Annotated in this window: 20 protein-coding genes; 3 read left to right on the top strand and 17 right to left on the bottom strand. The window is 31.7% G+C overall.

What is annotated here, in order from left to right:
• Window positions 1–123 precede the first annotated feature (123 nt).
• The 11 genes from M9426_RS00540 to M9426_RS00590 form a co-directional block, all read right to left on the bottom strand.
• A complete protein-coding gene (locus M9426_RS00540; protein ID WP_060800287.1) occupies window positions 124–837 on the bottom strand; it encodes an aminotransferase class IV in 714 nt (237 codons plus the stop codon).
• Complete coding sequence (gene aroF, locus M9426_RS00545) at window positions 821–1,609, bottom strand: 3-deoxy-7-phosphoheptulonate synthase (RefSeq protein ID WP_060800288.1); 789 nt, start codon at window positions 1,607–1,609, stop codon at window positions 821–823. Before aroF ends, M9426_RS00540 begins: the two co-directional genes overlap by 17 nt.
• Window position 1,610: 1 nt before the next feature.
• A complete protein-coding gene (pabB, locus tag M9426_RS00550; protein WP_250342119.1) occupies window positions 1,611–3,626 on the bottom strand; it encodes an aminodeoxychorismate synthase component I in 2,016 nt (671 codons plus the stop codon).
• Window positions 3,623–4,063 (bottom strand): type II 3-dehydroquinate dehydratase, encoded by a 441-nt coding sequence (aroQ, locus tag M9426_RS00555; protein ID WP_250342120.1) that lies wholly within the window; start codon window positions 4,061–4,063, stop codon window positions 3,623–3,625. The genes pabB and aroQ overlap by 4 nt, the downstream gene beginning before the upstream one ends.
• Window positions 4,044–5,555: a shikimate kinase gene (locus M9426_RS00560; RefSeq protein ID WP_250342121.1), complete on the bottom strand. Its 1,512-nt coding sequence runs from the start codon at window positions 5,553–5,555 to the stop codon at window positions 4,044–4,046. Before M9426_RS00560 ends, aroQ begins: the two co-directional genes overlap by 20 nt.
• A complete protein-coding gene (gene aroC / locus M9426_RS00565; protein ID WP_250342122.1) occupies window positions 5,552–6,637 on the bottom strand; it encodes a chorismate synthase in 1,086 nt (361 codons plus the stop codon). The genes M9426_RS00560 and aroC overlap by 4 nt, the downstream gene beginning before the upstream one ends.
• Window positions 6,627–7,874, bottom strand: a complete 1,248-nt coding sequence (locus M9426_RS00570) for a 3-phosphoshikimate 1-carboxyvinyltransferase (protein WP_250342123.1) — start codon at window positions 7,872–7,874, stop codon at window positions 6,627–6,629. The genes aroC and M9426_RS00570 overlap by 11 nt, the downstream gene beginning before the upstream one ends.
• The gene (gene aroB, locus M9426_RS00575) at window positions 7,858–8,898 is read right to left on the bottom strand and encodes a 3-dehydroquinate synthase (RefSeq protein WP_250342124.1); all 1,041 of its coding nucleotides are present in this window, start codon (window positions 8,896–8,898) and stop codon (window positions 7,858–7,860) included. Before aroB ends, M9426_RS00570 begins: the two co-directional genes overlap by 17 nt.
• Window positions 8,899–9,036: 138 nt before the next feature.
• Complete coding sequence (locus tag M9426_RS00580) at window positions 9,037–9,828, bottom strand: metal ABC transporter permease (protein WP_250342125.1); 792 nt, start codon at window positions 9,826–9,828, stop codon at window positions 9,037–9,039.
• Window positions 9,828–10,487 carry a metal ABC transporter ATP-binding protein gene (locus tag M9426_RS00585; protein ID WP_250342126.1) on the bottom strand — a complete coding sequence of 220 codons (660 nt, stop codon included), beginning with the start codon at window positions 10,485–10,487 and terminating at the stop codon, window positions 9,828–9,830. The genes M9426_RS00580 and M9426_RS00585 overlap by 1 nt, the downstream gene beginning before the upstream one ends.
• Entirely contained in the window at window positions 10,487–11,557 is a 1,071-nt protein-coding gene (locus tag M9426_RS00590) for a metal ABC transporter substrate-binding protein (protein ID WP_250342127.1), read from the bottom strand. The genes M9426_RS00585 and M9426_RS00590 overlap by 1 nt, the downstream gene beginning before the upstream one ends.
• A 121-nt stretch (window positions 11,558–11,678) precedes the next feature.
• On the opposite strand from M9426_RS00590, the gene M9426_RS00595 reads away from it, so the two are divergent.
• Window positions 11,679–12,092, top strand: coding sequence for a Fur family transcriptional regulator (locus tag M9426_RS00595; RefSeq protein WP_195444184.1), 414 nt, complete (start codon window positions 11,679–11,681; stop codon window positions 12,090–12,092).
• Between the two features lie 173 nt (window positions 12,093–12,265).
• Here the strand turns inward: M9426_RS00595 and M9426_RS00600 are convergent, their stop codons facing one another.
• From M9426_RS00600 to dnaX, 5 genes are all read right to left on the bottom strand, one after another.
• A complete protein-coding gene (locus M9426_RS00600) occupies window positions 12,266–13,564 on the bottom strand; it encodes a Na+/H+ antiporter family protein (protein WP_005957568.1) in 1,299 nt (432 codons plus the stop codon).
• A 168-nt stretch (window positions 13,565–13,732) separates the two neighbouring features.
• A complete protein-coding gene (gene ftsH / locus M9426_RS00605) occupies window positions 13,733–15,637 on the bottom strand; it encodes an ATP-dependent zinc metalloprotease FtsH (RefSeq protein ID WP_250342128.1) in 1,905 nt (634 codons plus the stop codon).
• 55 nt (window positions 15,638–15,692) lie between these two features.
• Window positions 15,693–16,295, bottom strand: a complete 603-nt coding sequence (recR, locus tag M9426_RS00610; protein ID WP_195444178.1) for a recombination mediator RecR — start codon at window positions 16,293–16,295, stop codon at window positions 15,693–15,695.
• Window position 16,296: 1 nt separating this feature from the next.
• Entirely contained in the window at window positions 16,297–16,638 is a 342-nt protein-coding gene (locus M9426_RS00615) for a YbaB/EbfC family nucleoid-associated protein (RefSeq protein WP_062571533.1), read from the bottom strand.
• Between the two features lie 8 nt (window positions 16,639–16,646).
• Window positions 16,647–18,380, bottom strand: a complete 1,734-nt coding sequence (gene dnaX / locus M9426_RS00620) for a DNA polymerase III subunit gamma/tau (protein WP_250342129.1) — start codon at window positions 18,378–18,380, stop codon at window positions 16,647–16,649.
• Window positions 18,381–18,589: 209 nt separating this feature from the next.
• Here dnaX and M9426_RS00625 point away from each other — a divergent pair, with 209 nt between their 5' ends.
• Window positions 18,590–18,883: a hypothetical protein gene (locus M9426_RS00625; protein WP_005957691.1), complete on the top strand. Its 294-nt coding sequence runs from the start codon at window positions 18,590–18,592 to the stop codon at window positions 18,881–18,883.
• Between the two features lie 161 nt (window positions 18,884–19,044).
• A complete protein-coding gene (locus M9426_RS00630) occupies window positions 19,045–20,712 on the top strand; it encodes a zinc ribbon domain-containing protein (RefSeq protein ID WP_250342130.1) in 1,668 nt (555 codons plus the stop codon).
• Between the two features lie 82 nt (window positions 20,713–20,794).
• On the opposite strand, the gene M9426_RS00635 is transcribed toward M9426_RS00630, so the two are convergent.
• The gene (locus M9426_RS00635; RefSeq protein WP_005957612.1) at window positions 20,795–21,460 is read right to left on the bottom strand and encodes a GNAT family protein; all 666 of its coding nucleotides are present in this window, start codon (window positions 21,458–21,460) and stop codon (window positions 20,795–20,797) included.
• Between the last annotated feature and the right edge of the window lie 139 nt (window positions 21,461–21,599).

Raw genomic sequence — 21,599 nt, forward strand, 5'->3', positions numbered from 1 at the left:
AATCACCTTTTCATCTACTTTAATTTTACAACAAAATAATTTTTTCTTCATCTATTTAAAAATTTTTACTTGTCTTTAGCATAAATTTTCTTCAATAAAAAAACTGGCTATTGCCAGCTTAATTTAAAAACCAAACTCTTTCAAATTTCTTTGAATTAATCTAGTTACTTCATCCTTATTAAAATTTACATCGTTAATCGATGAAACATTTCTAACTCCCATAAGTGAGTTAGAGATGAATACCTCATCATAGGTATCTATATCTTTAAAACTAATTACATCTTCTTTAACTTTATATGATTCTAAAATGTAGTCTCTCATAGTCCCCTTTAAAAGTCCTGAAGAAACAGTTGGAGTAAAAATTTCTCCATTCCTTACAAAAAATATATTTGCAAAGGAAGTTTCACAAACTTCTTCTCTCTCATTTATAAAAAGAGCTGAATCATATCCCTGGTCTTGTGCCCACCTATGCTCCATAATATTTTCATAGTAGGAAAGACTCTTGTGGTAAATTATTTTTGAAGACGAATTTCTTCTAACCTCTGAAAGAATTAATTTATAATTTTTATCATCATCTCTATAATTGTCAGATCTACTTGTCAATATAAAATTTTTATCGGATACAATTAGCTTTAAAGCAAAATTTTTTTCTTCAGAAGATTTTATATAAATATAAATTTTTTCTTCATCAATATCTTTTTCAATTTCAAAGAATCTTAAAGATTTTTTTAGTCTACTTAAATGCTTATCAAGAAAAAGAGGTTCTCCATCAACTACTTTTATAGTTTCAAAGGCTCCTCTTCCAAAGGAATAACCATCATCAAATTCTATTCTCATTGAATTCCTCAAATTGTTTTACAATTCTTTCATAGATATCATATCCAATTGTTTGAGCTGCATCACTTTTCGCTTGGTCTGGGTTTGGATGAACTTCGATCATAAGGCCATCAAGTCCTAGAGCAAGGACTGCCCTAGCCATTGGTTCAATAAGTTCTCTCTTTCCAGTTCCATGACTAGGATCTACTATAACAGGATAACCAGTTTTTTCTTTTATCATGTAAGCTCCTGCTAGGTCAAGAGTGTTTCTCATCTCAGTTTCAAAGGTTCTGATTCCTCTTTCACAAAAAATTATATTTTCATTGCCTTCTACTTCAATATATTTTGCTGCCATTTCCCATTCTTTTAGAGTTGCAGAAAATCCTCTCTTTAAAATTACTGGCTTATTAGTCTTACCAATTTTTTTTAAAAGAGCATAGTTATACATATTTCTAGACCCAACTTGAAAAACATCTACGTAATCTTTAATTAATTCCACGTGATCTTCGCTTAGGACTTCAGTTACTACTGGTAGGTCAGCTTCCTTTGATGCCTCATTTAAATATTTTACAGCCTCAAAACCCAAACCTTGAAAATCAAAAGGAGATGTTCTAGGTTTGAAAGCCCCACCTCTTACTATGTCTACACCAAATCTTTTTAGGTCTTTGGCTTCATATATTATGTGGTCTCGTGATTCAATGGAACAAGGCCCTGCAATTAATATTGGCTTGCCATCTCCGAGATTTATATCTCTAATTTTTACAATTTTAGCTTTGCTTAAATTTTCTTTCATTTTAATTTTTGCTTCCCTCAATATCTATTTCATCAAAATTATTGTAATAAGATTGGAGTGCAAGAAGTGAACCCTTGGCCTTTAAGACAATTTCATCAAACTCTTCTTCTTCATCTGATAAAAGAATGATGGCTCCTCCAACTCCTATAGTAGCCTTATCTTCTTCAATAAGAGCAGTCCTTATAACAATATTAAAATCCATTGTTGAATTATTTGATATATATCCAATTGTTCCTGAATAAACACCTCTAGGATAAGTTTCAAGTTCATCAATTATCTCCAAGGTCCTCTTCTTTGGTGCTCCAGTCATGGAACCACCTGGAAAAGTTTTTTCAAGAACTTCTATTATGTCAACATCTTCCCTAATTTTTCCAGATACTGTTGTTACAAGTTGATGTAGGGTCTTATAAGTCTCTACATCCATAAGTTTTGGAACTTCAACAGATCCAATCTCACAGAACTTGCCCAAGTCATTCCTAAGAAGGTCAACAATCATTAGGTTTTCTGACTTAGTCTTTTCTTCGCTTCTAAGTTCTTCGATTAAGCTTTCATCTTCTGCCTTTGACTCTCCTCTTTTTATAGTACCCTTGATGGGCTTAGTTGATACAATTTTATCTTTATCTACTCTCAAGAATCTTTCCATTGATGAAGATGCTATTTTTAGCTCATCAAGGGGCAAGAAGGCACTATATTGTCCAGGACTTTTATCCCTGAGCTCCATATAATACTTCTTTCCATCAATTTTGTCAAAGATATCAAGTCTATTTGTTAAACAAACTTCATAAGTTTCCCCTGCACAAATTAATTCTTTTATTTTTAAAATATCTTCAGTATAAGTTTTTTTATCTTTTACAAATTTTAATTTTGGAAATTTTCTTTTTTCTTCTCTTTCTTTTTTTATTTCTAAATCAACATCTAAAATTTTTTTTATATCTTCCTTCCAATCTAAATCATCGCCGTAAGAAAGTAGATACAATTTCTTTTCTAAGTGATCGTAAACAAGGGCCCTGTCACAATATTTTAAATAGGCATCTGGATAGGAATAAGAGTGCTTATTTGAAACATTCTCTGTGTCTTTTTTTAACTCATATCCAAAGTATCCTATATAACCAAGCTGAAAGTCAAAGGGAAGAGTTTCATCATAATCCCATCTAGGTCTATTAGCTTTTAAAAAATCAAAAATATTTTCTTCAAAGATTTCTTTTTCTTGTGAAGCTACAAAAGTTTTTTCCACTAACTTTTTATCAACATCATATTTAATTGTGTGTCCTCTTTTTTTACCTTGAAGTCCAAAGATAGAAAATCTTGAAAGACCTTCTTCTACCTTACTGCTATCAAGCCAAAGGGTCCTGTCATCATAAGCATAAAGTTTCTCATAAAGTTCACTTGTATCAAAATCTTTTTCAATTATTTCATAAGCAAGTTGGTTTTTATTATAAAAGTCTCTAGTAATATTTATAAAATTATTAATTAATTCTTCTCCACATTCACTTGCTATAGATTCTGGATGAAATTGAAGACCATAGATAGGTTTAGTCTTATGAGAAATACCCATTACTATACCCTCAGGAGTTCTTGCATCGATTTCAATATCATCAAGCTCTTGGTCTTGACAAGTGAGTGAATGGTACCTAGTGACAATAAAATTATTTTTTATTCCCTTGAATAAACCCTTTCCATTATGGTTAACAGAACTTTGCCTTCCATGCATTGGCTCTTCAGCTCTTACTACCTCCCCACCGTGGCAATAATAAATCCCTTGATGACCAAGACAAATCCCTAAAATTGGTTTATTTAATTTTTCTATTATATCTTTGCAAATTCCAAAATCTTTTTTCTTGTCTGGACTTCCAGGACCTGGAGAAATAATTACATTGTCAAAATTTAAATTTAAAATTTCATCATAGGTCATCTCATCATTTTTAATTACTATGGGCTCAAGACCTGAAACCTTTCCAATTAATTGATAGAGGTTGTAAGTATAGGAATCGTAATTATCTATTATAAGTGATCTCATTCTTGCTCCTTTAAATAATTTTTTATATATATAATTGCCTCTTTATAACCAGATATTCCTAATCCTTCAAAGGACTTTATAGCATAGTCCCTGATAAAATTAACTTGTCTAAAGTTTTCTCTATCTGAAACTTTTGATATATGAACTTCAACTGTTGGAATACTTACTGCCTTTAAGGCATCTAAAATTGCAATGCTGGTGTGAGTATAGGCAGCGGGGTTTATGACAATTCCATCAAACTTTTTGTAGGCTTCTTGAATTTTATCAACTATAGCTCCCTCATGATTTGATTGAAAATGTTCAAATTCAATATTTTCTTCATTAGCAGTTTCCTCTAAAATTTCTAAAAGTTTTTCATAGTTATCACTGCCATAAATATTTACTTCTCTTATTCCCAACATATTTATATTAGGTCCATTAATCACTAAAATCTTCATGTTTTTCTACTTCCTTAAGAATTAAATCTAAATTTTTAATTTTATCCTCTATAACATCTATTTCTATATTGGCTAAAGCTTCGTAAATTTCTTTTCTTTCATCATAAAGTTTTTTAAGATTTTCTAAATTTTTTGAGAGTGGTCTACCAGATGTCTCTAAGTTCTCTAAGTCTCTATTAAGATATATAACTAAAGAGTTTTGTGAGATATAATCTCTATTTTCTTCTCTAAGAGGCGTTCCACCTCCACTTGCTATTACTATACCATTTCTCTTGCTAAGATCTTTTAATATTTTACTTTCTATATCTCTAAAATAAGCTTCGCCTTTTTCTTCAAAAATTTCTGGAATTGTTTTGCCTTCTTCTTTTTCGATTAAGTCATCTGTATCATAAAAGTCTCTCTTAAGTTTTTCTGCAAGCATCTTACCCATACTTGTCTTACCGCATGAAGGCATACCAATTAAAAGGATATTTTCCATATCAAATTTTAATTTTTTATAAATCTTTATAATAATAGATTCATCAAGTTTTTTATCTAGGAAAAGCTCACAGGCAAAGAAAGCTTGGGCAACTAACATCATAAGACCTGACATAGTTTTTATACTTAATTTTTCTGCATCGATTATTAACTTAGTCTTTAACGGATTATAAATTAAGTCTATAACAGCCTCTAGTTTGTTAAACTTAGCTAAATCCACCTTACACTCCATGTTGTTTGGATACATACCAATTGGTGTTGCATTGATTATTACTTCAAAGTCAGAAAATTTTTCTATAGATTCATAATTATTTTCAGTGGACCTGCTTATTACTACAAATTCCTTGGCGCCCTTATCCATAAGAAGCTTTTGAAGCATCTTGCTAGCTCCACCTGATCCTAAAATCAATACTTTTTTATCTTTTAAATCAATACCATAAAAACCTAAACTGTAGTCAAAACCAAGGTAGTCTGTGTTATATCCAATCAGTCTTCCTTTTCTATTTACTATGGTATTTACAGCTCCAATTTCCTTAGCAAGTTCATCTATCTCGTCAAGATATTTCATGGAAACTTCTTTATAAGGTATGGTTACATTTATCCCTTTGAACTTTCTTAAATTAAAAAATTCATCTAATTCATTGTTTTTTATATCTCTTAAATTATAAGTGTAATCTGCTAAAAGTTCATGAATTTCCTTAGATTTACTGTGAGATAGGCTTTCACCAATCAATCCATAAGTGAAGTTTTCATTTTTTATTTTTGCTGAAAGCTTTTTACTTTCTTTAAAAATTGAAGTATAGATAGGGTCTACAATATCTTTAAATTCTTCATCTATTTTATTTTCTAATTTTTTTATTATTTCTCTTTCCCTATTTTTATCTTCTGTATTTAAATTATTATTCAACTTGTAAAGACCCACATCTTTTATGATCGTCATTCTTTCTTCAAGAAGTCTTATTATTTCAGCATCAATTTTATCTAGGATTTCCCTATCTTCTTTTAGATTTCTCATCTTTCACCTTCCATCACTAGGTCGAGAAGAGCTATAGCCGTAATCATCTCTATTGCAACAAGAGCTCTTGGCACAATTGAAGGGTCATGTCTTCCTACAATTTCTAATTTTGTATTATTTTTGTCCTTTAGTGAAACAGTGTCCTGAATCTTAGCAATAGAACTTGTTGGCTTTACAGCAGTCCTAAATACAATTGGCATACCACTTGAAAGTCCACCAATTATTCCCCCATGATTGTTAGTCCTAGTTTTAATTTCCTTATTTTCATAATAATAAGAATCATTGTGGTCACTTCCCAACATTTTTGCAGCTTCAAAACCACTTCCAAATTCAATCCCCTTTATGCCAGGTACTGAAAAAACTGCATGTGAAATTACTGACTCTAGAGAATCAAAAAAAGGCTCGCCAATACCCACTGGCATATTTAACACAAAAGTTTCAACTATACCTCCAATGGAGTCTCCTTCTTCCTTTGCCTTTAAAATTTCAGTTTTCATTTTTTCTCTTGAAGATGGGTCTATAACAGGAAAAACCTGATCTTTAAAGTCATAAAAGTTCTCTTCTTTTATATCATCTAAATTTATTTCTTTATCCTTTGCCAAACCTATGCTTTTAATTCTTGAGTAAATCTTTATTCCTCTTTTCATTAAAATATCTTCAGCGATAGACCCTCCTATTACAAGAGGAGCTGTCATCCTTCCAGAAAACTGGCCTCCACCTCTTACATCATTGTAAGATGCAAATTTAACATAGGCTGGATAGTCTGCATGAGATGGTCTAGGCATATTCCTAAGATTGTCATAGTCCTTTGATCTTTGGTCCTTATTTTTTATAATTGCACAAAGAGGTGCACCACATGTTATGTCTTCTACATCTCCACTGACAAGTTCATAAGAGTCCTCTTCTTTTCTAGGACTTGAAAATTCATTTCTACCAGGTCTTCTTCTGTCAAGATTTTTTGCAATTAAGTCTCTGTTAATTTTGTATCCTGCTTCAATTCCGTCAATAACAAGACCAATTCCGCTTGAGTGAGATTGACCAAATAATGTAACTTTGAAATTTTTACCAAAACTATAGGACATGATTTTCACCTCCTAGTGAAGCTAAGTCCTTATAAAATTCTTTGTAGGATTTTTCTACACATTCGCTATCAATTATTTCTATAGGACCCTTGGCAAAGCCTGCAGCAATAGACGCAGACATTGCTATCCTGTGATCATTAAAGGAATTTATCTTACATGAATTAAATTTACCAACTCCACTAAAGGAAAAAGAATTTTCATTTAAAGAAACTTTTACCCCAAGTCTTTTTAGCATTTCAATAGTTGACTCTACCCTGTCACTTTCCTTTAGTTTTAATCTCTCAATGTTTATGACTTCTATTTCCTTTCCATAAAGACCACATAGAACTGATAGGATTGGAATCGTATCAGGAATATCTTTTGCATCTATAATAATTTTTTCTTTGGCCTCATTTCTCTTTACAAACCTATAGGAATCTTTTGAATTGTTTTCAAGTCCAAGTTCATTAAAATACCTCAAGGCTTCCTTGTCTCCTTGGATTGATAATTTATTTAAACCTATAACTTCTACTCCGCTTGCTAGGAAAAATAGAGCGTTAGACCAGTCCTTTTCAACAATATAATCTTGTCCCATAAATTTTCCCCTGCTTGAATAAATATTTTTATCTTCTAATACTTTTACTCCAAATTTATCCATAACATCTACTGTCATATCAATATAGGGCCTTGATTCTGTCTCAGTTGTTAGTTTAATAGTGCAGTCTTGTCCTATTCCTCCAGCTGCCAATAATAAACCAGTAACAAACTGTGAAGAAATATTTCCAGGAAGTTCAAAATAATAATTTGTTAATTTACCACTGATTAAAATTTTTTCTCCAACTTCCCTTATAGAAACACCATGTTTTGGAAATAAATCGAAGTAAACAGAGTTAGTTCTTGTCACGAGGCTTCCTCTTCTTATCACTTCAGCCTCAATTCCAAGTGCTCCTAGAATCGGCAATATAAACCTTAGGGTGCTTCCGCTTTCTCCTACATCAATAAGTGTTTTTTTGTTGTATTCTTGAGGAGCTTCAATGTGGATCTTACTTCCTTCTCTTGAAATTTTTACTCCTAAAGATTCTACCACATTTAGAGACGCTTCTATATCCTTGGACAAGTTGTCAATTTCTAAGATAGATTCACCTCTTGCCAAAGCGGCACAAAAGATTGCCCTATGAGCATAGGATTTTGAAGTTATACCTGAAATTTTTCCATCTAATTTTTTATTTTCAATGAGTCTATTAATTATTTTTTCCAAGTTCTATTATTTCCCTTAATTCATCAAAATCAATTTTTTTACTCATAACTTCTCCGATTTTCGTTGGAATAATTACGTTTATCCTGTTATTTTTTATCTTCTTGTCATGCTTTAGTACTTCTAAAATTTCATCTGTATCAAAGTCGTAAGATATTGGTAAATTATGATTCTCAAAAGCTTCAATTAGGTCTTTATAAAAGTCATCTTCTGCAAGACCCAATTTATAAGCAGCCCTTGCCATATATATAGTTCCTATTCCAATGCTTTCGCCATGGTTAAGTTGGTAGTTTGATAAGGACTCAATCCCATGACCTATTGTGTGGCCAAGATTTAATTTTTGTCTTTTGCCCCTATCTCTTTCGTCATCTCTAACAAAATCTAATTTTATATTTAAGGACTTATAAATAATCATTTCATAGTCCAAGTCGTCTGCTGATTTTAAATATTCAAAAAGTTCCCTGTCCTTTAAAACTGAATACTTAAAAATTTCTGCCAGCCCATTATTTATATTTCTTTCATCAAGAGTCTCTAAAAAACTGTAATCAATATGCACATACTTTGGAAAATAGAAGGATCCAACTTGATTTTTTAAATTCATAAAATTTATTCCATTTTTTCCGCCAACTGAAGAGTCAATCATTGATAATAAAGTAGTAGGAACAGCAAGAAAATCAATTCCCCTAAGGTAGCTTGCTGCAACGTAGCCACCAAGGTCTCCAACTACTCCTCCTCCAAAGGCTATTATTGCATCGCCCCTATTAAAATTATTTTCTACAAGAAACTTATTAATTTCCACAAAGTTTTCAATGGATTTTGATTCTTCTCCTGGAGTAATTTTAAAAATAAAATATTCCAAGCCCTTCATTATACTTTTTATCCTGTCTTCGTATAAAGAAAATACATTTTCGTCAGTAATTATTAAAAATTTTGATTCGCTTCTTCCCCTTAAAAAATCTTTTAACTTGTCGTCACTTTTATAATCAATATCTATTTTATAAGAATTTTCTTTTACTAATATTTCCATAAAACACCCCTAAGTATTCACTCTCTCTATCATAAATCATAGGCACCTATAAATAAAGATAAGACCTCTAATTTTTTATAATTTTAAATAAAAAAATACTGGAGAAAAATTTTTATTCTCCAGCTAAAATTCATTTATTTATTTTCTCTTTATAATTAATAAAATTGTTAAAAATAAAACTCCAATTAATACAATGGCACCACCTGGTTTTAAACCCAAGTAAAATGATGACACAAGTCCAAGAATGGTAAATATAAATCCAAAGCATGAAGCAAGTATAGTGGTCTTTAAGTATCCAAGCTTAAACTGCATAGCACAAGCCACTGGCACTACCATTAGGGATGAAATAATTAGAATCCCAACAGTTCTTGCTGATACAGAAATAGTAACAGCTATTAGAATCATAAAAATCAAATTTATTCTATCAACATTAACTCCAGAAAGCCTTGCTGAAGACTCATCAAAGGAAATGTACATTAAGTCCACGAATAGATATGAAAATAAAAAGAATACTATAATTGAAACTCCAAGGATTAAATAAAAATCTAATTGTGGTATGGCAATTATGGAGCCAAATAAATATTCTTCGAAGTTTGCACTTGTCTTAACAAAGCCTGAAAAAAGTGATGCAAGACCGATTCCTGTGCTCATTAATATTGCAGAAGAAATTTCTTGATAGCCTGGAAATTTCGTCCTAACATACTCCAAAAATATAGATCCAACAACGCAAAGTATTAGGGCTCCAATAACAGGAGAAGTTGAAGTAATTAGACCAAGCATTACACCAGCAAGGGAAACGTGAGATAAGGCATCTCCAATTACAGAAATTTTTTTATTTACAACTACAACACCCATGCAAGGGATTATTATTGATAAAAAAGCTCCAACTATTAAAGCCTTTATCATATATGAATACTGAAAAATTTCCATTATTTCACTTCCCTTATCTTCTTATCTTTTATCTCATAAACCTTGTTTACATTGTTCTCTATCTCTTCAAGATTGTGAGTTATCATAAGGATGGTAATATTGTGCTGTTTATTTATGTGACTTAAAAGGTGAAATAAGGCTTCCTTAGACTCCTTATCTACACCAGTCATGGGTTCATCAAGAATTAAAAATTCTGGGGTTGCCACTAGGGTCTTAGCAATTAAAATTCTTTGCCTTTGTCCACCAGATAATTCTGTGTATAGTCTATCCCTGTATTGATTCATGCCAACTAAATTTAAGGCATTGGTTATTTTTTCTTTATGATAACTTTTTAATTTTCTAAACCCCTTATTTTTTGGATAAAGAGCAAGGGACAAGAGTTCCGAAACTGTAATTGGAAACTCAAGACTTGATGGGACAGAAAGTTGTGGTACATAACCAATATTTTCTATTCCATTTTCTGTATAAAAAGAAACAGTGCCCTCCAGCGGCTTAAGTTGGTTTAAAATAAGTTTAACTAAAGTCGACTTTCCAGCACCATTAGATCCTATAAGGGCGATATAGTCGCCCCTATAGACATCAAAGTTTATATCATCTAAAACTAAATCATCATTGTATTTAAATTTCAGATTTTTAATTTCTAACAATTTTTCCTTCACTATTTTAAAGCACCTACTAAATTTTCTAGATTTTCTTCCATGATGCTAAAATAATCTTCATTATTATCCACTTGTTCTTGACTTAAACCTTCAATTGGTGAAAGAACCTTAACTTGGCAGCCAGTCTCACTTGCGATAATGTTTGAAACCTTTGGATCAATTAATTCTTCTGTAAAAATAGTTGTAATATTATTTTCTTTGATATAAGAAATTATTTCTGCCATCTTCTTTGCATCTGGTTCAGTTTCTGCATTTACTCCCTTAACTCCAATTTGAGTTAGGCCGTAGTCCTTGCAAAGATATCCATAAGCTTCGTGGCTTACAACAATTTCTTTCTTTGGAAGATTTTCTAGGCTTTCCTTATATTTTGCATCAAGTTCATCTAACATTTTAGCATATTTTTTGTAATTTGACTCATAATAATCTGCATTGTCTTTATCAAGTTCCACTAAGGCATTTTTAATATTTTCCATTTCTATTTTTGCATTCTTTGGAGAAATCCATACATGTGGATCCATTGGTCCATGGTGATGTCCTTCGTGGTCATGATCTTCATGATCGTGATTGTTTTCTGTAGCTTCATGATTGTGATTATGATTTTCTTCAGCTTCATGATTATGATTATGGTTATGGTTTCCTTCTGCTTCGTGGTCATGATCTTCGTCTTCATGGTCATGGCTATGAGTTGACTTAATAAGGTCAACACCTTCTGAAGCTTCAACAACTTTTAGGTCCTTATTTGATAGTGATCCAAGAACTTTATCAGTCCATGATTCAAGGCCTGCTCCATTGTAAATAAACATATCTGCATTTTCTAAATTTTTAATTGCATTAGAATCTGGTTCCCATCCATGAGGTTCAGTTCCTTGTGGCATAACCATTTCAACATCTAACTTATCTCCAGCAATTTTTTTTGTAAAATCATAAATAGGATATACAGAAGCATAAACCTTTAGCTTGTTTTCTTTATTGCTAGCGTCACTAGAGTTTTTTGCTTCTCCTCCTTTAGAGCATCCTGATAATAAAATAATTCCTGCTAATAAAAATATAAATTTTTTGATATTTTTCATTTTTTCCTCCTAAACAATAATGATTTGCATTAGTATTATAACAGATATTTATTATAATAAAAGGATTTTTTTAAAATTAATTAAATTTTGTTATAATTATATTATTAAAGGTGGTGAAATCATGAAAATATTTGAAGATATTTTGAAAAAAAATAATTTGAAAGTTACTAAGGGTCGTCTCACCCTATTAGAAGAGTTAAATAAATCTGAAGTTCCAATGAACACAGAAGAGATTTTTGCATCTGCTGACAAGAATACTATTCCTAGTCTAACTTCCCTCTATAGGATGTTAAATGAGCTATCGGACAAAGGCATAATAAGAAAAAATTTATACTCTAATGGCCTTTTATATTATGAGTTTGCAGGATCTGAGCATAGACATTATATTGTTTGTTCTAAGTGTGGCAAGGTGTCTCCAATAAAAGAATGTCCTATATCAGAGTTTGAAAAAATTGCCGAAGAAGAAACTGGTTTTAAGGTAATTGGTCATCTTGTTGAGCTAAAGGGTGTCTGCCCAGAATGCCAAAAAAATTAGTTCCATCATGTGGAATGGACTTCGTATGGCAAAAATTTTCTTTACTTTTTTTAGTTTAGAGTTATAATTATATTAGTGAAATAATATTTGAATTATTTTACTATCCTTTACTTATATTTTGAAAAATAAAAGAGACTTACTGTACACCCCGCAGTAAGTCTCTTTTATTTATTTTATAATAATGTCGTTACAAATCCACCTAATACAATTAATGGTAATCCAAAGAATAGCATCTGTGGAATACAAGTATCCTTTATGTGCTCGTGTTGACCATCAACTGAAAGACCAGATGTTGGTCCAAGTGTTGTATCTGATGCTGGTGATCCTGCATCACCACAAGCTGCTGCAATAGTAACAAGAAGGATAGTTGCTTTAAGCGAATAACCTAAACTCATAGCTATTGGAACATAAATTGCAGATATAATTGGAACTGTACCAAAGGAAGTTCCTATTCCAAGAGTAATCATAAGTCCCAATAAAATCATTACATAGGATGCTACAAGTTTTGATCCACCAAGTAGGTTTTGAGCGACTTGAACTAAATCATCAATTGCACCTGATTTTATTACTACATTGGCATATCCTGCTGCAATTAACATAACAAAAGCAATGAAACCCATCATATTAATACCGCCATCAAGCATTTTTTGCATATCAGACCACTTTACTACTCCTGTAACAACTACAAAGATAAGTCCAATTAAGGCTCCAAGTGGCAATGACTCTGTTAAGATTTGTACTACAACTGTTATAACTCCAGAAAGTAGAACTAAAACGTGTTTCTTTTCTAATTTTTCTGGAACTTCGACAATTTCACCCTTTACATCTTTTGTTTCATATTCCCTGTCTCTCATAAAGAATAATAAACCAGCGCATAGACCTAAAAACATAATAGCTGCAACAATCCAGTTAGTTCCAGTTACATCTTTATCTGTTATATCAAGACCTGATCTTCCAAAGGAGTCAATTATTAAACCATGGAAAATTGCACCGTATCCTAGAGGTAGGGCGATGTAAGGTGCCTTAAGTCCAAAACCAAAGGAAACGGAAAGCATTTTTCTGTTCATCTTCATCTTGTTAGTAAGTGAAAGAAGTGGCGGAATCAAAATTGGAATGAAAGCAATGTGAATTGGTATAACTGTTTCTGCCATTATAGCTATTACAATTATAATGCCACAAAGTAAAATTTTATTATCCTTAACTAAGGATCCAATTTTCTTTGCCATTATGGCTGCTGCACCAGTTTCTTCCATACAATAAGCTAAAGAACCTAGTAATATATAACTTAATGCTGTTTCAGCGTTACCTCCCATTCCACCTATTAGGGTGTTCATAGTCTCGACAATTCCCATACCTGAAATAAGACCAGCAGATATTGCTGAAATCATTAGAGCAAAAAATACAGGAATTTTTGCTAAACATAAGGCTGCCAAAATAATTACTGACAGCACAACTGCGTTTGTAAATATCATTTTTTTCTCCTTTTCTATTTAAGTATCATCTTACTATATTATATTTTAAGCTAAATTAGACTTAAAAAAAAGACTTTTCTCTAAATTAGAAAAGTCTTTTAGCTTTATTTGATATTAATTTCCTATAAAGTCATAATTTAAATTGTAGTTTAATTTATAATTAATTATCTAATTTATTGAAGATTCCTCACTGGCTTCTTCTTTTGTTTCATTCTTATCTTCTTGAGGAAGTTTTTCCTCTTCTTCATATTTTTTTAGAATATCCATAAACTCTTCGCCAGTTATAGTTTCTTGACGAAGTAGGTATTCTGAAATAGCATGAAGAGCTCTTATATTTTCTCTTAAGATTTTTCTTGCTTCATCGTGGGCGTTATCAATAATTTTTTGAACAGCTGCATCTATTTCATATTGAGTTTGTGGAGAACATTGAAGAGATGTATCTCCCCCAAGATAGGCATTAGTCATTGACTCAAGTGCTACGAAACCAAATTCATCTGTCATACCAAATCTTGTCACCATGGCCTTGGCAATTTTTGTTGCCTTTTCAATATCATTGGAAGCTCCACTTGTTCTTATATTAAAGATTAACTCCTCTGCTGATCTTCCCCCAGTTAGGGTTACAATGTTATTAATGGCATCTTCCTTAGTCATAAGGAATTTTTCCTCTTCATCGACTTGCATTGTGTAACCGAGAGCTCCTGAAGTCCTAGGAATAATTGTTATCTTGTGAACTGGCGCTGAATTCTTTTGCTTTGCAGCTACAAGAGCATGACCAACTTCGTGGTAGGCTATAATCCTCTTTTCACGAGGAGATATAACTGCATTTTTCTTTTCATAACCAGCTAGGACAACTTCAACAGATTCCTCAAGATCTCTTTCACTCATCTTGTCTCTGCCTTGTCGAACTGCACGAAGAGCTGCTTCATTTACCATGTTGGCAAGGTCTGCCCCACTTGCACCAGCAGTTGCTCTTCCAATTTTTTCATAATCAATGTTTTCTTCTTTTTTAATGTCTTTGACATGAACCTTTAAAATTTCAACCCTACCCTTTAAATCAGGTAATTCAACAGGGATTCTCCTGTCAAATCTTCCTGGTCTTAGTAGGGCTGGATCTAAGGAATCTGGCCTATTAGTTGCAGCTAAAATTACAACTCCAGCCTTTGCATCAAAGCCATCCATTTCTGAAAGAAGTTGATTTAGAGTTTGTTCTCTCTCATCGTTTCCAGAAAAACCTGAACCATCCCTCTTCTTTCCAATTGTATCAATTTCATCTATAAATATAATACAAGGAGCTTTCTCCACTGCTTGCTTAAATAAGTCTCTTACCTTAGCAGCACCAAGCCCAACAAACATTTCTACAAATGCAGAACCTGATATAGAGAAAAAAGGTACTTCTGCTTCACTGGCAACAGCCTTAGCTAGAAGAGTTTTACCAGTCCCTGGAGGTCCCACAAGTAGGGCTCCCTTTGGAAGTTTTGCACCAATTTCTGTGTACTTCTTTGGATTGTGCAAGAAGTCTACAAGTTCTGATAAAGCTTCTTTTGCTTCATCTTGTCCTGCAACATTATCAAACTTTATGCCATCAGTTGATTCAACATAAATTTTTGCACCACTCTTACCAAAATTCATTGGGCCAACATCACCCATTTTTTTGAAAATAAATTTGGAAAGGATGAGCCAAAAAGCAATAATTATTGCAAAAGTTGCAACTGTCGAGATGATAAAGGATAAAACCGGATTCATCTCTGGCTTATAAACTTGGGCTGACTTTACATTTTTATTAACTAGTCTATCAACTAAATTAGGATCATACATCCTATTAGTTTCATATTTAATTTTCTTTCCATCTTTTTCAACTTCAAAGGCAATTGTTCTATCTCTTACCTCTGCCTTTTTTACTTGATTCCCATTTACCATGTTTACAAAGGACACATAATCAATTTCTTTTATTTCTGAGTCCTTATTTAATCTTGGCAATAGTACTATGGCAACTGTGTAAAAAATTACAATTGCCAAGATTACGTAAATTATTGTAGGAATATATTTTTTAAAATCATTATTTTTATTTGACAAATTTTTCCCCCTCTTAAAGGTGAATAAAGAAAAAATTTGGGACCAAGTCCCAAAATTAATCTAGTCTTCTTCTGTTTTCCATTGCCGTTTGAATTGTTATCTCATCATAATACTCAAGGTCGCCACCTACTGGAAGGCCATAGCCTATTCTTGAGACAATAATATCGTAATCTTCTAAGATATTTTTAATATACCTAGCTGTTGCATCTCCATCTACAGTTGGATTAGTTGCAACTATTACTTCCTTTATGTCTCCTTCTTCAATCCTCTTGATTAATTCCTTTATAGTAACGTCTTCTGGAGTCTTGCCCTTTAAGGGTGAAATAACTCCATGAAGCACATGATACTTGCCACGAAAACTTAGAGATCTTTCCATTGCATCAACATCTTTGGGACTCTCTACAACACAAATTATTGAATCATCCCTATTTTTGTTGGAGCAAATTTCGCAAGGATCGCTGTCGGCATAATTCATACAAATTGAACATTCAACAGTATTGTTCTTTGCAGAAATTAAGGCTTCTGCTAAGTCCCTAACTTCAGTTTCATCAAGTCCAATTATATAGTAGGCTAACCTTTGAGCAGTTTTAGAACCAATTCCCGGTAGACGATTTAATCTTTTGATTAGGTCTTCAATAGGTCCTATTTCTTTAGTCATATTATAGCCCCGGTATGTTTAATCCGCCTGTGAATTTACCCATTTGAGAGCTCATCTTGCTATCAGCATTTCTCAATGCTTCATTAACTGCAGCAACAATTAGGTCTTCAAGCATTTCAACATCGTCAGGATCTACTGCATCCTTATCTAGCTTAATAGAAATAAGTTCCTTATTACCATTTACAGTAGCAGAAACTGCTCCGCCACCTGCAGTGGCAGTAATTTCTTCATTTGCTAAATTTTCTTGCATTTCTTCCATTTGTTTTTGAAGCTTTTCAATTTGCTTCATCATATTATTTCTTCCGCCTCCACCAGGGAAGCCGTTAAATCCACCTCTAGCCATGTTTCCTCCTAAATATCTTCTATATTATTTTTACCAAAAATTTCTTCTAGCCTATCTATGCCAGGCTTTTGTAATTTCATCCTGATATCAATATTTGTGCCATAAATATTGTTTAATAGTTCGGGCAAAATATTTTTATTATCAGGCATGATGCAGTAATCATAAAACAAGCTATCTTTTTCTTCAAATACTAATTCTAAAATATTATCATGAAGACTTTCTGGTTTAGCATGACCAACAAAGCCAGCAAAACCCTTAAAACCCCTTGAAACAAGTTCATTTATAATCTTGTCCCAATCAGCATTTATTCTATCAAGGCTTATCTCATTAATAGTTTTATCTTCCTTAATAATATTTTTAGCCTCATCATTTTCAATTATAGCAGATTGCTTTGAATTTTCAATTGTTGGCCTACTAGCTTCTTTTGTATTTTCACTTAGCTTACCTTCATTAGTCTTGCCTACATTTTTTGTGTTTTGGCTTACTTCTGCCTTATAAAAATCTTCTGGATTGTAGTAATTATCATCAAAATTATCGTAACTATCTTCTACCTTATTTGCTGAATTATTTAATAGATTATTCGCAGGCTGATTAAGACCAACACTACCTAAATTATTTATTTTTTCTTCTAATGATTTAATTCTTCCCTCTAGATCATTCTTACTAGACCTATTGCAAATTTTAATTGCGTTCATTTCAAATACAACTCTCTTGTTATCTGCATATTTAATCTCAAGAGCCAATTCTTTTAAAATTTCTATAATATCTAAGAGGTCTTCCAGCTCTATGCTTCCAGCAAGATTTTGAAATTCCTTTAAATAAGTTGTGTAAACTATTTTTTTAGGGTCCCTCAAAGTTTTTACTAGCAAGATATCTCTAAAGTGACTTAATATTTGCGAGGAAAGTGTGTTAAAGTCCACGCCCTCCCTATAAATTTCATCAATAACATTAAGAGACTCACTCATATTTCTTCCAATCATTGCCTTTGAAAGGGAAAATAATAAGTCAGAAGATGATATGCCAAGAACCTCCATGGCATCTTCTAATTTAATATGGTCCTTGTTCTTAGTAAGAAGTTGGTCCAAAACTGATAAGGCATCTCTCATGGCACCATCAGCAGTCTTTGCTATCAAGGTAAAGACTTCTTCATCGCAAGACTTTCCCTCAAGCTCAGTTATTCTCTTTAAATTACTTTCAATGTCTTCTACAGAAATCCTTTTGAAATTAAATTTTTGAGATCTTGATAAGATTGTGGCAGGAATTTTTTCAATTTCTGTTGTTGCCAATATAAAAATCAAATGTCTAGGTGGTTCTTCTAGTATCTTAAGGAGAGCATTAAAAGCACCTTTTGATAACATGTGAACCTCGTCAATAATGTAGACCTTATACTTTAGAGCTTGGGGAGGATATATTACCTTGTCCTTTAAGTCTCTAATATCATCTACACCATTGTTGCTGGCTGCATCCATTTCAACAACATCTAAGACAGATTCATTTAATATCCTCTTACAGTTTTCACATTCATTACAAGGGTTACCATCTACTGGATGAAGACAGTTTACTGCACGTGATAAAATTTTTGCAGCAGATGTCTTCCCTGTTCCCCTTGTCCCTTGAAAAATATATGCGTGACTTATTTCATTGTTTTTAACTTGATTTTTTAGTGAAGCTACTACTGCTTCTTGGCCGTAGAGTTCATCAAAGGTCTTTGACCTATACTTTCTATATAAAGCTTTATACATTCTCTCACCTTGTAATAATTATACATGAAAAACTTTTATATTGAATTATTTTCTAACAATTAAAATGATTTCTTATATGTTTATGATTAAGAACTTCAAAATCTCTTCCAAAAGATTTAACATCATCTTCACATAATTTTCACATGGCAAGTATAAGATATAGACAAATCAAAGAAACAGTATGTTTCAATTTAGGAGGATTTATTAAAATGAAAAATTTAAAGAAATTAGCAAGCGTTGGAATGATCTCTGTATTAATGCTAGGTATGGTAGCATGCCAAGGCGCTGACAAAAAAGCTAACGAAGCTGCAAACGCTAAAAATGCTGCAGTAGAAGAACAAGCTGAAGCTAACAAAGCTAAAGTTGAAGCTAACGCTAAAGAAGCAGAAGCTAACGTAAAAGCTGAAGAAGAACAAGCTAAAGAAGAAATCAACGCTAAAGCAAACAATGCTAAAGCTGACAACGCTAAAGAAGATAACGCTAAAGAAGAACAAGCAAAATAATTTAGCTTAACTTACAAAGAGGCCTTTCGAGGCTTCTTTTTTTTACATAAAATTTTCTTAAAATCTTTTAGTATTCTTCTAATTTAGCATATAAAAGATTAATCTAAGTAAAAAAATATGTTATAATTACTTCAATAGAATTTATGAAAGAAGGTGTTACATTGTTTTGTCCAAAATGCGGAAACCAAGTTTCTAAAGATGACAACTTTTGTGCTTCATGTGGCCACAACTTAAAAGACGTAAAAATAAATATTACATCAAATAAAAATCAAAGTTTTGGAGACACCAACAAGGTGGAAAAAGTTAGTCAAAATACGAGAGTCTTTAATCCGAGATCTCTAGATGCAATTGACACTACTGATGAACTTAAAAATATTATTGCTGAAGTCGATAGAAAGATTTCTAAAAATATAAAAGATTATGAAAAAAATAATATTCAGGCAAAAGCTGCTGAAAAAGAAAAGAAATCAAAATCAAAACATGAAGAAACTTCAAAAAAAAATTTAAATAAAAAAGAAAAAAAGAGTACAGATAAATCCAAAAATATAGATTCAAAAGACTTTGATGAAAATATTTTAGATGATTTTAAAGCTTCTGATTCTTCTAATAAAATGAGCCAAAAAGAATTAATTCGTAGGGTTCAAGAAGAGTTAAAAAAATCAAACTTTGATGAAAAGAATATAAAGAATACTTCATCTGAAGTCCCTAAGTCTACTCAAGAAAATATTAAGCAATCTTTAGAAGATTTTGAAGAAGAAAAATCTAAAGATGCTCCTAAAAAATTCTCTTTAAAGGAAAAATGGAATAATTTTATACAAGAGGATGACGATGAATATTCAATTTTTGTAGACCTGAGAGATGATACTAAGAAAAAAGAGGACACTAGGAACTTAGAAATAAGTAAATCTATTGAAGATTCTGACAGGCCCTTTGAAAATACACTTAGCACACCTAAGATTGATATTGAAAATGCCATAAAAGAAGCTGAAGAAGAAAAGTCTAAGGCTCATAAAGAAAAAATAAACAAAACTTCAAAGATTAATTCAAAGAAAGAAAGTAAAGAAGCCAAAGATACCTCTAAAAATTCTGTACTTAAAGAAGAATCTAAAACTAAGAAAAATCTCAAAGACTTATTCAGCTTTGGTGACAAGGGAGAAAAACCTGTTAAAGATATAGAAAAAGTTTCTTCAAATCTTGAAAAATCATTAGAACATAATATTTCAGAAAAGGTAACTAAAGTCTCACATAAGTCTGAAAAAGAAATAGATGATTTTTTATCTTCTTTAGATAAACTAACAGGAAGACTATCGAACTATATTGGATTCCTTGGTTCAAAGGAAAGTAAAATTATTATTGGACTTGGTATTTTATTAAATCTCATCATGCTCCTTATTGGAAGCGGATCATTTAAATTGATTTTAATCCCATTTTTACTTTTAAAAATTGTCTTTGATTATTTTGAATTTTATATTCCATTAAATATTGCAACTGACAGAGATTCTATTGATACATCTTATTCGGAGGTCAAGAAGTTTGCCTTAATTAACTGGATAATTTGTAAGGGTGTATTATTTGTTGGATTTTTAATTTCACCTTTCGGCGGATTTTTCAAATACAATATGCTTCAAGCCTTAACTCCTATGCCACTTGCAACCTTAATTTTAATTGGACTTTCACTTTTAATAGGACTAAATCTTTATAAGGAAAATTTTGTGGCCAGATCCAAGATAAACTTTGTAGGCTGGTACGCAATATCCTTTACACTTTTTGAACTCCTATTTAAGATGATATGGTTCATTATTAACTTTATATTTGTAACACTTTTTTAAGAAAACCGAGTTTATCTCGGTTTTTTGTTTTTGCAAAAATTTCCAATAAAAAAGGTCAGATAATTTCTGACCAATATTTTAATTATGAAATTTCTACTTCTTTAAAAAGAATATATCCATTCTCATCCACTGCAAGACCAAAGAAATTGTCTTCGAAAGCTTTTTTAAGTTCATCTGTCTCACTTGAGTGAATTATCCTCTCCTTACCCGTCATCTTTATGTCTAAGTCATCAGATTTTAAGAGGATAAATCTGTCATAACCATCTTCTGAAAATTCATCGGGATATTTCTTCTTTAATGAAACAAGCATATATCCAGAATCTAAGGTATTCTTATAGGACCTGTAATTCTTAGGAGAAATAGTAGACATCTTATTAGTAAATTTTGAATTCTTATATCTTTCTTCAAGCTTCTCCCTAGTTATGTTTTGTAGGTTTCTACCCCTATACTCTTTTAATACTACAACTGTATCATTGACAATTACAGATTCTGGCTCAATAAAGAAATCAACATCATGAGCTAGATTGTCTTCATGACTTGGCACCTTTATGCTCCTATAGGCTACAAGCTTTCCTCCATCAAAAACACCAACAAAGGATCCCCCTCCATCTATTAGGGCTTCCAATTCTTCTTTAGAGTCTTGAGAAAAAATTTCTTTATTCTCTATTCCTTCATAGACTTCACTAGTCAAATCATATATATCATCTATATCTTTTTTTTCTAAAAATTTAAAAACTAATTCTTCCATACCCACCTCTTTTATTTAAATATTGAAATAAAAATTTGTTATTAATCCTATTAAAATTTTATAATATATCTAAAGAATATTCTAGATAAATAATTAATAAGTAGTTCTAACTTATAAGTTTCTAAATTATAAAAGGACT

The sequence above is a fragment of the Peptoniphilus genitalis genome, from assembly GCF_023614525.1.
Taxonomy (GTDB): Bacteria; Bacillota; Clostridia; order Tissierellales; family Peptoniphilaceae; genus Peptoniphilus_A; species Peptoniphilus_A genitalis.